We start from the raw sequence: 13,261 nt of genomic DNA on the forward strand, positions 1-13,261 counted from the left end.
ATTTTCCGCCAACCCTAAACTGATCTTAAGGCTAACAAAATCCAGCCCAGCATTAAGGCTAAGCCTAGAACCATTGCAAAGGCGTAATGATAGAGATAACCCGTTTGCACTCGCCTTGCCCAACCAGCGCTCCAAGCCGTCACTCGCCCTAAACCATTGACGATCAGGCCATCAATTAATAGCCGATCCACAAAACTCCATAAGCTCGTGCCTAAATACACAGCACCCTTTGCGAAAAACTTTTGATTAAAGCTATCGGCATAATATTTGTTATCCAATAAACGATAGAGCCAAGGGAAGGTGTCATAGGCTTTATCCGCCACACTGTCATCCTTAATATAAACCCACCACGCTAAAGCGATCCCCGCCAAGGCTAACCAAAAAGGTAAAGATAACAAACCATGCCCAATGAAACTCAAGACACCGTGGTAGCCCTCACGCACCAAAGCCAAAGCCGGATGCCGCTCAGCGACCATTATCGTCGTCACATCTCGCATGCCTTCACCGACATTATGTGCAGGCAATAAAACTTGTGAGAAAAAATCCCCCATCACTAAAGGTCCAATTAAGAACCCTGCGAGCACGGTTGGAATCGCCAACAAAATTAAAGGTATCGTAATCACTTTCGGTGATTCTTTAAGATGCAATAAGGTCTGATCATCCATGCGTTCATCACCATGAAACACCATAAAAATCATGCGGAAGGTATAGAAGGCCGTGACTAAGACCCCCAGTAGCACCATGAAATAAGCATAACCAGACGCTGACAACGATGAATGATGCACTGCTTCAATAATCACATCTTTCGAGAAAAAGCCTGAAAAGACCGGAATACCGCATAAAGCCAAAGCCCCAATCACTGCAGTCCAATAGGTAATGGGTAGATGCCGCCGCAACCCGCCCATCTTGCGCATATCCTGCTCATGATGCATGGCTACAATCACCGAGCCTGCTGCCAAGAATAATAAGGCTTTGAAAAAAGCATGAGTCATTAAATGAAAAATGGCGGCTGAATAGGCCGATGCGCCTAAGGCCACTGTCATATAACCTAACTGCGACAAAGTGGAATAAGCAACGACCCGCTTAATATCGGTTTGGACAATCGCAATCAAGCCCATAAAGAACGCTGTGGTTGCACCGATCACCAAAATAAAATTCAAAACAATATCCGACTGCTCATAAATCGGTGACACCCGCGCCACCAAGAAAATGCCAGCTGTCACCATCGTTGCCGCATGAATCAACGCAGAAATCGGTGTAGGGCCTTCCATTGAATCAGGAAGCCATACATGTAAAGGCACTTGCGCGGATTTACCCATCGCACCAATAAATAATAATAAAGCAATTAAATCTTGGTGGCTTAAACCTAAAGCTTGCGTCACAGGATCTAAAGGTAAATCACCCTTACCACCGACAACCGATACCTCAAGCCGATCAAAGACCTGAATATAATCCAATGAGTTCGCATAAATCAGAATGACCGCAATCCCTAGAATAAAGCCAAAATCACCAACTCGATTAACGATAAAGGCTTTCATACTCGCATGCGCTGCCGTTTCTTTGGTATACCAAAACCCGATCAACAAATAAGAAACCAAACCCACTAATTCCCAGCCAAAGAAAAGCTGAAGGAAATTATTACTCATCACCAATAGCAGCATGGCAAAGGTGAACAAGGAAATATAGCTAAAAAAGCGCGTATAGCCCGGATCTTCATGCATATAGCCAATGGTATAAATATGCACCATTAAAGATACGAAGGTCACCACTAGCATCATCAATACAGACAGATTATCAATTAAGAAACCAAACTGCATTTTGATGCTGTCAACTTCTGCCCAGACATAGATATTCTCATTAATAATTGTGCCGTCCAGAGCAACAACTTTGAATACCCAAAGCGATAATAAAAATGCTAGAGCCACTGAACCTGTCGTCAGGTAATGTGACCTTACTTTACCAAGCTTATGCCCAAATACCCCCACCAAGATCGAAGCAAATAGCGGGGCAAGCACAATGAGTAATAGCATCAAGCCCATAACTACCCCTTCAAACTGTGTAGGTCATCGACATTAATCGTGCGTCGATTTCGGAAAATAGTCACCAAAATAGCCAAACCAATCGCAGACTCTGCCGCTGCAACTGTTAAGATGAAAAAGACAAAAACCTGCCCATCTAGATTATTCAAATAATGTGAAAAGGCCACAAAATTTAAGTTCACTGCCAACAGCAATAACTCAATACACATCAGTAGAATCAAAATATTCTTTCGATTCAGAAAAATACCAGCAACACTAATCGCGAACAGCAAGGCTGACACAATCAAGTAATGGGTCAAACTTATCATTATCAACGACTCCCGTGACTGTGCATGACTATTCACTCTTCATCTTGACTAAACGCACCCGATCTTCCGATTTCACCCGCACTTGCCGCTCAATATCTTGAGTCTTAGCCGCTTGATCACCGGCATCACGTTTGCGCAAAGTCAGCAAAATCGCGGCGATCACCGCCACTAATAAAATTACGGCGGCAATTTCGAAGGGATACAAATAATGGGTATACAGCAATTCGCCAAGGGCTTCGGGATTATTAAAATCAGCAGCAGCGGCAGGTGGTGTATAACGCTCACTGGCGAAATTTGAGCGCTGTAAGACCATAATCATTTCCAAAGCGACCATTACTGCTACCCCTAAACCGATCGGTAAATAGCGAATAAAACCCTCACGCCCTACTGATTTTAAGTCGAGCATCATAATCACGAATAAAAAGAGCACCATCACAGCACCCACATAGACCAGAATCAAAACAATCGCTAAAAACTCGGCCTCCATTAACAACCACAGCGCCGTCATCGTGAAAAAGGCCAGAATTAAACTTAAGGCGGCATAAACCGGATTACGCAAGGTCACCACACCCACAGCAGCGAATAGCAACACTGCGGTAAACCAATAAAACAGAATCTGCTCAAACATTAGCTACTCACTCCGTTAGCGGTAAGGGGCATCAGCCGCTTTCATACGGGCGATTTCAGGCTCATACCGATCACCGATCGCTAAAAGCTTTTGCTTATTAATAATGTTCTCACCCCTTTGCTCAAAGTGGTATTCGAACAAACTCGTTTCCACAATCGCATCCACGGGGCAAGCCTCCTCGCAGAAGCCACAATAAATACATTTAAACATATCAATGTCATAGCGCGTGGTACGCCTGGTTCCATCGGGGCGCTCTTCTAACTCAATTTTAATAGCCAAAGCGGGGCAAACGGCTTCACATAATTTGCAAGCAATACAGCGCTCTTCACCATTGGGATAACGCCGCAAAGCATGATGCCCCCGAAAACGCGGCGATAAAGGTGTTTTCTCTTCAGGGTATTGAATGGTGATTTTATTGCGTTCAACCAAATACTTGCCAGTGACACGCATGCCTTTCAATAACTCACCGAGAGAAAAGGTCTTCCAGTAATGTTTTAAGCTGTCTTTTAAAGGCATACCCATGACAGACTCCTTACAGCCAAGGCTGCCAGCCAAAGGCGACAGCAATAATTTCAAAGAAAATCCAAACGAAAGTGACTGGAATCAATACTTTCCAGCCCAAGCGCATAATTTGGTCATAGCGATAACGTGGAAACGTTGCCCGAAACCAGAGATACAGTAATAAGAAGAACGCAACTTTTAGCCCTAACCAATGAATACCATTACCAAAAATCACACCCAGTACAGGTAGACTGGTTAAGAAATCCAAACCTTGGAAAGGCGATAACCAGCCCCCTAAAAACATAATCGAGGTCAGAGCTGAGATCATGATCATATTCGCGTATTCCGCTAAAAAGAATAAAGCGAAAGCAATTCCTGAATACTCAACATGAAAACCTGCGACAATTTCTGATTCGCCTTCTGCCACGTCAAAAGGAGCGCGATTCGTTTCTGCAACCCCAGAAATAAAATAAACGATAAATAAACCAAACAAGGGCCATACAAACCAAGAAAACACGCTACCTGATTGTGCACGGACAATATCATTCAAATTCAAGCTATTCGCGGCCATGAGCACACCGCCTAAGGCGAAACCCATGGCAATCTCATAAGAAATCATCTGTGCACCAATTCGCATCGCACTCAGCATCGAGTATTTAGAATTAGAAGCCCAACCAGCAATAATAATCCCATACACACCTAACGAAGATAGCGCTAACACGAATAAAAGACCGGCATTAATATCCGCTAGCACCATATTTTCTGAGAACGGGATCACCACCCATGCCGCAAAAGCAGGGGCTAAAGCTAGAATGGGGGCTAATAAAAATAAATAGCGATCTGAACTCGTCGGAATAATGACTTCTTTTAACAGCAGCTTGAAGGTATCAGCAAATGGCTGCAATAAGCCTCGTGGGCCGACTCGATTTGGTCCAAGCCGTCCTTGCATAAAGCCGATCACTTTACGCTCTGCGTAAGTGGTATAGGCCACCACTAGAATCAAGGGAATCACCACTGCAACAATTTGCAGCAGAATGACGATCACCGTGCGTAGAGCTTCAGGGAAGGCATACCAAATTGAGCTAAAAAACTCCATCGCTTAACCCTTATCGACCATGATTGAACCAAAGGCAGCCCCTAAAGCTCGCGCTGCTTCGGTGCCAGATTGCACACCTACACAACCTACGGGGATGGCTTCATCCATTTCTGCGGGTAATTGGACATAACTATCCCCTTGCCCTAAACGCACTAAATCTTTTGCACTGATCCCTAAGTGATCCATATCCAGAGGATGCATCCGTACCACTGGCGAACCTGTCATCGCTTGCAAGGCTTTAGCGCGTCTGACTAAAGCATCCGTGCGATACATCGCCACTTCACCAATGCGCTGCATGGTATGAGCCACTGGTTTAGGCAGACTTAAACGGGTAGGCAAAGTCCCTAGAGTACTGAGCTTAACGGCTTGCAAATTAAGCTTAAGCTCCGCCAGTATTTCATTCGTATCGAGATAATCGAAATCGGGTAGATTTAATGCATTGCCTAAGACCCGCAAGACTTTCCATAGCGGCCGTGCCTCACCCGGTGGCGTCACCACGCCTTGAAAGGATTGCCAAACCCCTTCAGCATTAATGAAACTACCTGCAGTTTCTACGAAAGTACTGGTTGGCAATAAGATAGTGGCATAATCACGCGCTAAAGTATCTGCAAACGGCGCAAACACAATCACATGCTTAGCCGCACGGAAAGCCTTCAACGCTTGTTGAGGGCTGGCAAAATCATCTAGCTCAGCATTCATCAACACTAAAGTACTAATATTTTTATCAGTCAATGCACCACTGACCGTCAAACCCTCATTCGTGACTGCCCCACCTGCTATCCGACGATGCGGCAACACTCCGGCCAGATGAGCAGCCATACTATTGGCCTCAGGCAAATAACCCAGTTTTGCACCAGTAGCCTGTGCTAATAAACTTGCTAAGGTACGTAAACTTGAGAAGGCAGGATGCTGAATTGCTATCTGCCCCAGCAAAATCAGTGCTCTTTCGGCTTTCAACTGTTCTAATTGCGCACGGGCAGTTTCAGTGACTTGCACATTTGCGAGTAACTCGGCAACGACCTGTGGGATAGCAAGATCGGCAGCCTCTAAGCTGGCTTTCACTAGCACCGCCAGTTCATCCACCATCGCCAGCGGCGTGGCAACTATTTGAACCAGATCATAATTGAAAGCAAACTGACGCGGATTTAAAGCCAAAATTTTAGCGCCTGCCAAACTCGCTTTACGAATACGATGATTCAGCAGCGGTTGATCATGGCGTGGATAAGCACCAATCAAGAAAATAGCTTGTTGCTGTTCTAATTCAACCAAGCTCATACCTAAGCTTGGCGCAATGGGGGCGACTGCTTGATCACTAAAATCGACTTGGCGTAAGCGATGATCAATATTAGTGATATTGAGGCCGCGCATCAGCTTCTGAAACAGGAAAAACTCTTCGGCGCTAGAGCTAGGTCCAGCCAGAGCAGCCACATTAAAAGATAGCTGCTTACGCAAAATACCTGAAACGTTATCTAACGCTTCCTGCCAACTCACTTCTTTCCAATGTCCATCCCGCTTAATTTGGGGCTTAAGCAAACGCTCTTGACTTTTTAGGCCTTCATAACTGAAACGATCACGATCAGAAATCCAGCACTCATTAATCGCCTCATTTTCACGTGGCACCACCCGCACCACTTTGCCACGAGCTGTATGCACATGCAGATTCGAACCTACGCAGTCATGCGGAGCAATACTGTCATAAGCACGCATTTCCCAAGGACGCGCCGTGTAGCGTGAGGGCTTCGCGGTTAAAGCACCTACCGGACAAACATCAATGACATTACCTGATAGCTCTGAGCTGACTGTTTTTGCGACATAAGTACCGATTTCAGTGTATTGACTACGCCCTGTTGCCCCTAACTCTCGCATCCCGGCAATTTCTTCCCCAAAGCGTACACAGCGGGTACAGTGAATACAGCGAGTCATGGCGGTTTCAATCAACGGGCCAAGATCTTTATCACGCACTACCCGCTTGATTTCGACATATTCAGAGGAGCTGTTGCCGAAACCAAGCGATAAATCCTGTAGCTCACACTCACCACCTTGATCACAGATAGGGCAATCTAAGGGATGATTGATCAACAAAAACTCCATCACATCTTGCTGAGCCGCTCGTGCCTTAGCCGAGTGAGTCCAAACCTTCATACCAGCAACAATCGGCGTGGCACAAGCAGGTAATGGCTTTGGAGCGCGCTCAACCTCCACTAAGCACATCCGACAATTCGCGGCGACCGATAGTTTTTTATGATAGCAAAACCGTGGCACAGTAATGCCTGCGGCATCTGTAGCCGCAATTAGCATACTACCGGGACGAGCTTGTAAGGTTTGACCATTCACCTCAAAGCTAACGAAGTCCTCACTCATGCGGCCCCCTTAATGGCAGGAGCATCCACCATACTGCGCCCATAGCGCACATAATGTTCAAACTCAGGACGAAAATGCTTGATAAAACTCCAGACTGGCATCGCCGCTGCATCACCTAAAGCGCAAATGGTACGGCCTTCAATCTTATGAGACACCGCTTCAAGACGCTCAATATCGGCCATCGTCCCTTTACCTGCCAGCATGCGTGTGAGCATTCGATACAACCAACCGGTTCCTTCACGGCAAGGTGTACACTGACCGCAGGATTCAAAATGATAAAAGCGTGACAGACGCTGCAGTACTTTCACCATATCTGTAGTTTCGTCCATCACAATCACCGCACCTGAACCGAGCATAGACCCGGCTTTAGAGATCGAATCATAGTCCATCGTCAGCTCAAGCATCGTTTCCGCAGGGACGACGGGGACTGAAGAACCACCGGGGATCACCGCTTTCAGCCTATGCCCTTTGCGTACCCCTCCAGCCATGTCCAGTAACTCACGGAACGGTGTCCCTAAACCAATTTCAAAATTCCCCGGACGATTCACATGCCCAGACACTGAAAATAGCTTTTCACCGCCTGCATTCTTTACACCTAAGCTAGAGAACCAATCCCCACCTTGGCGCAAAATTGTGGGGACTGAAGACAGAGTTTCGACATTATTAATAGTCGTTGGGCGGCCGTATAAGCCAAAACTAGCTGGAAATGGCGGTTTGAAACGGGGTTGACCCTTTTTACCTTCCAAGGACTCCAATAAAGCGGTTTCTTCACCGCAAATATAAGCCCCTGCTCCTAGTGAACCGTAAATATCCACATCAATACCCGTTCCGAGGATATTTTTGCCTAATAAGCCCGCCGCATAAGCTTCACGTACAGCCTGCTCAAAACGTTGGAATGGCTCATCCATAAACTCGCCACGCATATAGTTATAAGCGACGGTTGCACCAATGCAATAAGCACCAATCGCCATCCCTTCGACTAAAGCATGAGGATTAAACCGCAGAATATCGCGATCTTTACAAGTCCCTGGTTCTGATTCATCCCCATTACAGACTAAATACTTCTGCCCCGGCATAGTACGAGGCATGAAACTCCATTTCATCCCAGTCGGAAAGCCTGCTCCACCACGCCCCCGCAAACCTGATTTTTTAATCTCATCAATCACTTCAGTTTGAGGTGTCTGCTTGGTTAAGATGCTTTTCCAAGCCGCATAACCGCCAATCTTCAGATAGTTTTCATACGTATGTGACTGATCACCAAACTGACGAGTATTAAAACAAACTTGATTGGCCATGTTTACTCCAATCCGTCAAGGATGCTATCCACTTTTTCAGGGGTTAGCTCCGTGTAATAAACGTGGTTAACTTGCATCATCGGTGCGCCACAACAAGCAGCTAAACATTCTTCTTCACGCTTGAGATAAAACTTTCGATCAGGGGTTGACTCACCCAAACTCACCCCTAGCTTATTCTCGATATGCGCCAGAATCTCGTCCGCTCCATTGAGCATGCAGGAAATATTGGTGCACACCGAAATACTATGACGTGCCGCCGCTGCTTCATTGGTTTCATACATCGAATAAAAGCTAGCCACTTCATACACTGCAATGGCGGGTAAACCTAAATACGCAGCGACCGCATCCATTTTTGGCACGGATAAATAGTGATCAGCATGCATGACTGCGCGCAAAGCACCCAATAATGCAGACTGGCGCTGATCCGCTGGATAACGTGCTAACCAGCCATCAATTTCAGCACGCTCATGAGCCGATAAAACGACTGTTTTATCTAAAGTATCTGCAGCCGTCATTAACGGTCTACCTCCCCAAAGACGATATCTTGAGAACCAATAATCGCCACCACATCCGACAACATATGTCCACACGCCATTTCATTCATCCCGGATAAATGCGCAAAACCGGGGGCTCGAATTTTTAAGCGATACGGCTTATTCGCCCCATCTGAAATTAAATAACAAGCAAACTCACCTTTAGGATGCTCAATCGCAGCATAAGCCTCGCCCACGGGCAAACAATAGCCCTCTGTCATCAATTTAAAATGATGAATCAAAGCTTCCATGTCATGCTTCATTTCAGCACGTTTCGGTGGGGTGACTTTATGATTATCTGAACGGACTGGACCTGGGTGATGCCGCAACCAATCAATACACTGCTTGATCAGCCGATTCGATTGACGCAGCTCGGCCATGCGCACTAAATAACGATCATAACAATCCCCATTAGTACCCACCGGAATATCAAAATCCAGTTGTGAATACACTTCGTAAGGCTGCTTCTTGCGCAAATCCCATTCAACACCCGAGCCACGCAGCATCGGTCCGGTAAAACCCATTTGTAAAGCCCGCTCTGGGGACACAATCCCTATATCCACCAAACGCTGCTTCCAAATCCGATTATCCGTCAGCAGGGTTTCATACTCATCGACTTTACTTGGGAAACGCTCGGTGAAATCTTCTAGAAAATCGAGTAGCGAACCTTGGCGATTCGCATTTTGGCGTTTCACTTCACTGTCATCACGCCATTTAGTTTTTACATATTGCGGCATACTCGCCGGGAGATCACGGTTTACCCCACCAGGGCGATAATACGTCGCATGCAGCCGTGCACCAGAGACTGCCTCATAAGCATCCATCAAATCTTCACGCTCACGGAAAGCATAAAGAAACATAGTCATCGCGCCCACATCGAGGCCATGACCTGCGATCCACAGCAAATGATTGAGAATCCGGGTAATTTCATCGAACATCACGCGGATATACTGGGCGCGAATGGGGACGTCAATCCCGAGAAGCTTTTCAATCGCTAGTACATAGCTATGCTCATTGCACATCATCGACACATAGTCTAAACGATCCATATAACCAATACTTTGATTATAGGGTTTACTCTCTACCAGCTTTTCAGTGCCACGATGCAATAAGCCAATATGCGGATCGGCACGCACAATCATTTCGCCGTCCATCTCTAATACCAACCGCAATACACCATGCGCAGCAGGATGAGCTGGACCAAAGTTCAGTGTAAAGTTACGAATTTCTGGCATTAGCGACTCGACTCCTGCGAAGCAATAGATGGCTGATCCTGACGAATGACCCGTGGTACACTCGGCTGAGTCACGATGGAGACCGGCTCATAAATCACCCGCCGTTGCAAAGGGTCATAACGCATCTCCACTTGCCCAGCCAAAGGGAAATCCTTCCGCAATGGATGACCGATAAAGCCATAATCGGTCAGAATTCGGCGCAAATCAGGGTGGTAATTAAACATAATACCGACTAAATCAAAGGCTTCACGCTCATACCAATTCGCTGAACTCCAAATACGCACAATAGACGGTACGACCGGATAAGTATGATCCTCACAGAAAGTACGTAACCGAATCCGTCTATTATGCTTAAGCGATAAGAGGTGGATCACCACAGCAAAACGCTTAGTAGTGGCGGTTTCAGAGGCGGTTGCCTGAGCTTTAACCTGATCAAAATCAAACAGATCGGGGGCTTGCGCGGGTACTGCACGACTAAAGCCAGTGGAGCTAGCTTGGGTATCCCATTCAGCTTGACCATACGTCGAATAATCTACACCACAAAGATCAGATAACTGTTCAAACTGAGTTTGCTCATCGTGGCGCAAAAAATTACAGACATCTAACCAGCTACGTACAGGAATCTCTAAACTCAGCTCACCCCAAGCTAAGACGCTAGAGGTGAACTTACCCTCTAAGTGGCTATTTAAATAAGCCTGTAACTCTTCTAGTTTTGAACTCATGATAATTGCCGTGCAATGGTGCTAGTACGACGAATTTTACTCTGTAGCTGTAAAATTCCATAGAGCAAAGCCTCTGCCGTCGGTGGGCAACCGGGTACATAAATATCAACCGGCACCACCCGATCACAACCGCGCATTACTGCATAAGAGTCATGATAATAACCCCCACCATTCGCGCAAGATCCCATGGAGATCACCCAGCGCGGCTCAGCCATTTGGTCGTAGACCTTACGCAAAGCAGGCGCCATTTTATTGGTGAGTGTTCCCGCCACAATCATCACATCGGATTGGCGTGGGCTTGGGCGAAAGATAATCCCAAAACGATCCAGATCATAACGTGCACCACCTGCATGCATCATTTCGACAGCACAACAGGCAAGTCCAAAAGTTACCGGCCACATCGAACCCGTTCGTGCCCAGTTAATGAGTTTATCGGCCGTAGTTGTGACAAAACCTTTGTCGAGGACGCCTTCTATTCCCACTCCAGTGCCCCCTTTTTCCATTCGTAAACAAAACCAATCCCTAAAATCCCTAGGAATAAGCACATGGCTAATAAACCAGCCATCCCTATTTTATCCAGCACAATAGCCCAAGAGAAGAGATAGGCAATTTCCAAATCGAAAATGATAAATAAGATAGCCACCAGATAATAACGAATATCGAAACGAATCCGGGCATCTTCGAAAGCGGCAAAACCACATTCAAAGGGGGAATCTTTAGCGGGATCGGGTCGACGCGGGCCGACGAATAACCCTAAGGTCAAAAGAACGACGGCGAGGCCAATGCCAACCGCAAGGAAAATAAATACCGGCAAGTAGGCTTGCAACATGCTGACTCCTAACAACTTTTCCAGCTTTGTGCTGCTTTAAGTAGTGCTAACTGTAGCTAACTGTACATGACAAGATTTGTTTTTTGTGTAGTGCAGCAGGACTATATAGAAGGAAAAGCCAAAAGACTACCCCATAAGCAATATATGTGGCTTTTAAGCAAAATTATCCGACTGGGTAGTTTACAATTATTGGCTTTGGTATTCGAAAATGACAAAGCCAACGCTCAAACACAAACGCTGAAAATAACCTAGTCTAGTCCGCTGAGCAGCTACAAGCTACTGTAAAGCTGATACTTTTTTGCAGCTACTGCCCCTACTATCTGTAGGACTCCGACTTTAGTCATGCTTTTCAAGCAGGTTTCCAGCCATCACCTTAGATTCGACAGTCTCCACAGGCTGCTCGATACTCGGTAGCGGCTGATTAGCAATCGCTAATTCAAAGGCCTTTAAGCGCTTATAGATAGACAATAGCTCGACAATCGTCGTCCATGAATTCACCAGATACTGAAACGAGCTTTCAACCCGTCCAAAGGCACGTAGGATTTGCTGCATCACCCCTAAAGTGAAACCACCGGCAATAATGGTTGGGCCTAAAGCAATATAGGGTACAAGCACGCCGACCTGTAGATAACTATAACGTGCCACATTAAAATATAAGTAATTGAAATAGAGCCGGAAATAGTTTTTACGCACATCCATAAACAGATCTTTTAGCACCGGTGGGCTAGCACGATTGGCATTATCTTCGCCATAGACCAACTCTTTACGATAAGCCGCTTCCACTCGTTGATTTTTAAATTCTAAGCCCGGTAAGCGAATCCCGACTAAAGCTAATAAGCCTGTGCCAAACACTGACCAAATCAGCGCAACCCACACTAAAGCATGTGCGACCTCACCCACCACGGGTAGTGCTTTCACATGCACCGACAACACCCAAAGAATCGGCAAGAACGCAATCAAGGTCATCACTGAGTCCACGAGACTCACGCCCAAACTTTCCATAATGGTTGAAAACCGCATGGTATCTTCCTGTACCCGCTGGGAAGCCCCTTCAATATGCCGCACCCGCCCCCACAAGCTGGTATAATAATCATTCATCGCGGTACGCCAACGGAAAATCCAATGGCTGACAAAAAAACGGGTAAATACGGATAGCGTCACCGCCACCAAAGCAATTTTACCGAAGGTGAGTAATTGCCCATAATAATCACCCGCAGTAATACTATTCGGTTTGGCTAAAGCTTGTTGAATCGAATCGTAAAAAGTACCAAACCAATCATTGATCATCACATCCAAATGCACTTGAAACCAAGTCACGAAAATAATGAGCCCCGTTCCCAACACTGACCAGCGCGCCCATTTGTGGGGTGAGAGATACATCCACACACCAATAAACAGCGCATAACCATAAAACATATATTGGTAAAACCAAAAATCCGCCCCCGGATTAATGGCTGGCTCAGCCGCCTGAGCTGCCTGCGACCCCTCGACCGCTGCGGGTGCAAGCGTATACGCATAGCCAAACAGACCACCAAAACTTAAATACTGGCCAAGCTCTTCCCCATACAAGAACCACACCAAAACACAAACTACAGACCACAGTACAAAGCTCCAAAAAAATAATTTGGGGCTGGGAAAAAAAGACTTAAACATGAAACTGCTCCCTACTCGACTGCCTAGCAAGACTCTTTGAAATTTAGCGAGTCCATTGAAC

Annotated in this window: 13 protein-coding genes; all 13 read right to left on the reverse strand. The window is 46.2% G+C overall.

The window, feature by feature from the left end:
* Positions 1–14 precede the first annotated feature (14 nt).
* Positions 15–2,039: an NADH-quinone oxidoreductase subunit L gene (gene nuoL / locus B5D50_RS03115; protein ID WP_078921109.1), complete on the reverse strand. Its 2,025-nt coding sequence runs from the start codon at positions 2,037–2,039 to the stop codon at positions 15–17.
* 2 nt (positions 2,040–2,041) lie between these two features.
* Positions 2,042–2,347, reverse strand: a complete 306-nt coding sequence (gene nuoK, locus B5D50_RS03120) for an NADH-quinone oxidoreductase subunit NuoK (protein WP_078921110.1) — start codon at positions 2,345–2,347, stop codon at positions 2,042–2,044.
* Positions 2,348–2,375: 28 nt separating this feature from the next.
* Positions 2,376–2,975, reverse strand: coding sequence for an NADH-quinone oxidoreductase subunit J (locus tag B5D50_RS03125; RefSeq protein WP_078921111.1), 600 nt, complete (start codon positions 2,973–2,975; stop codon positions 2,376–2,378).
* Positions 2,976–2,990: 15 nt separating this feature from the next.
* Positions 2,991–3,497 (reverse strand): NADH-quinone oxidoreductase subunit NuoI, encoded by a 507-nt coding sequence (nuoI, locus tag B5D50_RS03130; RefSeq protein WP_078921112.1) that lies wholly within the window; start codon positions 3,495–3,497, stop codon positions 2,991–2,993.
* Positions 3,498–3,507: 10 nt separating this feature from the next.
* Positions 3,508–4,572, reverse strand: coding sequence for an NADH-quinone oxidoreductase subunit NuoH (gene nuoH, locus B5D50_RS20010; protein WP_143594228.1), 1,065 nt, complete (start codon positions 4,570–4,572; stop codon positions 3,508–3,510).
* 3 nt (positions 4,573–4,575) lie between these two features.
* A complete protein-coding gene (nuoG, locus tag B5D50_RS03135) occupies positions 4,576–6,933 on the reverse strand; it encodes an NADH-quinone oxidoreductase subunit NuoG (RefSeq protein ID WP_143594229.1) in 2,358 nt (785 codons plus the stop codon).
* Positions 6,930–8,228, reverse strand: coding sequence for an NADH-quinone oxidoreductase subunit NuoF (nuoF, locus tag B5D50_RS03140; protein WP_078921113.1), 1,299 nt, complete (start codon positions 8,226–8,228; stop codon positions 6,930–6,932). Before nuoF ends, nuoG begins: the two co-directional genes overlap by 4 nt.
* A gap of 2 nt (positions 8,229–8,230) precedes the next feature.
* Positions 8,231–8,743, reverse strand: coding sequence for an NADH-quinone oxidoreductase subunit NuoE family protein (locus B5D50_RS03145; RefSeq protein ID WP_078921114.1), 513 nt, complete (start codon positions 8,741–8,743; stop codon positions 8,231–8,233).
* Positions 8,743–9,996: an NADH-quinone oxidoreductase subunit D gene (locus B5D50_RS03150; RefSeq protein ID WP_078921115.1), complete on the reverse strand. Its 1,254-nt coding sequence runs from the start codon at positions 9,994–9,996 to the stop codon at positions 8,743–8,745. Before B5D50_RS03150 ends, B5D50_RS03145 begins: the two co-directional genes overlap by 1 nt.
* Complete coding sequence (locus tag B5D50_RS03155) at positions 9,996–10,718, reverse strand: NADH-quinone oxidoreductase subunit C (RefSeq protein ID WP_078921116.1); 723 nt, start codon at positions 10,716–10,718, stop codon at positions 9,996–9,998. The genes B5D50_RS03150 and B5D50_RS03155 overlap by 1 nt, the downstream gene beginning before the upstream one ends.
* Positions 10,715–11,200 carry a NuoB/complex I 20 kDa subunit family protein gene (locus B5D50_RS03160; protein ID WP_078921117.1) on the reverse strand — a complete coding sequence of 162 codons (486 nt, stop codon included), beginning with the start codon at positions 11,198–11,200 and terminating at the stop codon, positions 10,715–10,717. Before B5D50_RS03160 ends, B5D50_RS03155 begins: the two co-directional genes overlap by 4 nt.
* Positions 11,191–11,547, reverse strand: a complete 357-nt coding sequence (locus tag B5D50_RS03165; protein ID WP_078921118.1) for an NADH-quinone oxidoreductase subunit A — start codon at positions 11,545–11,547, stop codon at positions 11,191–11,193. The genes B5D50_RS03160 and B5D50_RS03165 overlap by 10 nt, the downstream gene beginning before the upstream one ends.
* 336 nt (positions 11,548–11,883) lie before the next feature.
* Positions 11,884–13,200, reverse strand: coding sequence for a peptide antibiotic transporter SbmA (gene sbmA, locus B5D50_RS03175; RefSeq protein ID WP_078921120.1), 1,317 nt, complete (start codon positions 13,198–13,200; stop codon positions 11,884–11,886).
* Positions 13,201–13,261: the final 61 nt, after the last annotated feature.

The sequence above is a fragment of the Thiothrix eikelboomii genome (assembly GCF_900167255.1).
In the GTDB taxonomy this organism is placed as follows: Bacteria; Pseudomonadota; Gammaproteobacteria; order Thiotrichales; family Thiotrichaceae; genus Thiolinea; species Thiolinea eikelboomii.

Excerpts from the sequence above, each read along its gene's own strand:
- B5D50_RS03125 (WP_078921111.1), bottom strand. The coding sequence starts at position 2,975 with ATGTTTGAGCAGATTCTGTTTTATTGGTTTACCGCAGTGTTGCTATTC.
- nuoK (WP_078921110.1), bottom strand. The coding sequence starts at position 2,347 with ATGATAAGTTTGACCCATTACTTGATTGTGTCAGCCTTGCTGTTCGCG.
- B5D50_RS03155 (WP_078921116.1), bottom strand. The coding sequence starts at position 10,718 with ATGAGTTCAAAACTAGAAGAGTTACAGGCTTATTTAAATAGCCACTTA.
- B5D50_RS03150 (WP_078921115.1), bottom strand. The coding sequence starts at position 9,996 with ATGCCAGAAATTCGTAACTTTACACTGAACTTTGGTCCAGCTCATCCT.
- B5D50_RS03145 (WP_078921114.1), bottom strand. The coding sequence starts at position 8,743 with ATGACGGCTGCAGATACTTTAGATAAAACAGTCGTTTTATCGGCTCAT.
- sbmA (WP_078921120.1), bottom strand. The coding sequence starts at position 13,200 with ATGTTTAAGTCTTTTTTTCCCAGCCCCAAATTATTTTTTTGGAGCTTT.
- nuoI (WP_078921112.1), bottom strand. The coding sequence starts at position 3,497 with ATGGGTATGCCTTTAAAAGACAGCTTAAAACATTACTGGAAGACCTTT.
- nuoL (WP_078921109.1), bottom strand. The coding sequence starts at position 2,039 with ATGGGCTTGATGCTATTACTCATTGTGCTTGCCCCGCTATTTGCTTCG.
- B5D50_RS03165 (WP_078921118.1), bottom strand. The coding sequence starts at position 11,547 with ATGTTGCAAGCCTACTTGCCGGTATTTATTTTCCTTGCGGTTGGCATT.
- nuoG (WP_143594229.1), bottom strand. The coding sequence starts at position 6,933 with ATGAGTGAGGACTTCGTTAGCTTTGAGGTGAATGGTCAAACCTTACAA.
- nuoH (WP_143594228.1), bottom strand. The coding sequence starts at position 4,572 with ATGGAGTTTTTTAGCTCAATTTGGTATGCCTTCCCTGAAGCTCTACGC.
- nuoF (WP_078921113.1), bottom strand. The coding sequence starts at position 8,228 with ATGGCCAATCAAGTTTGTTTTAATACTCGTCAGTTTGGTGATCAGTCA.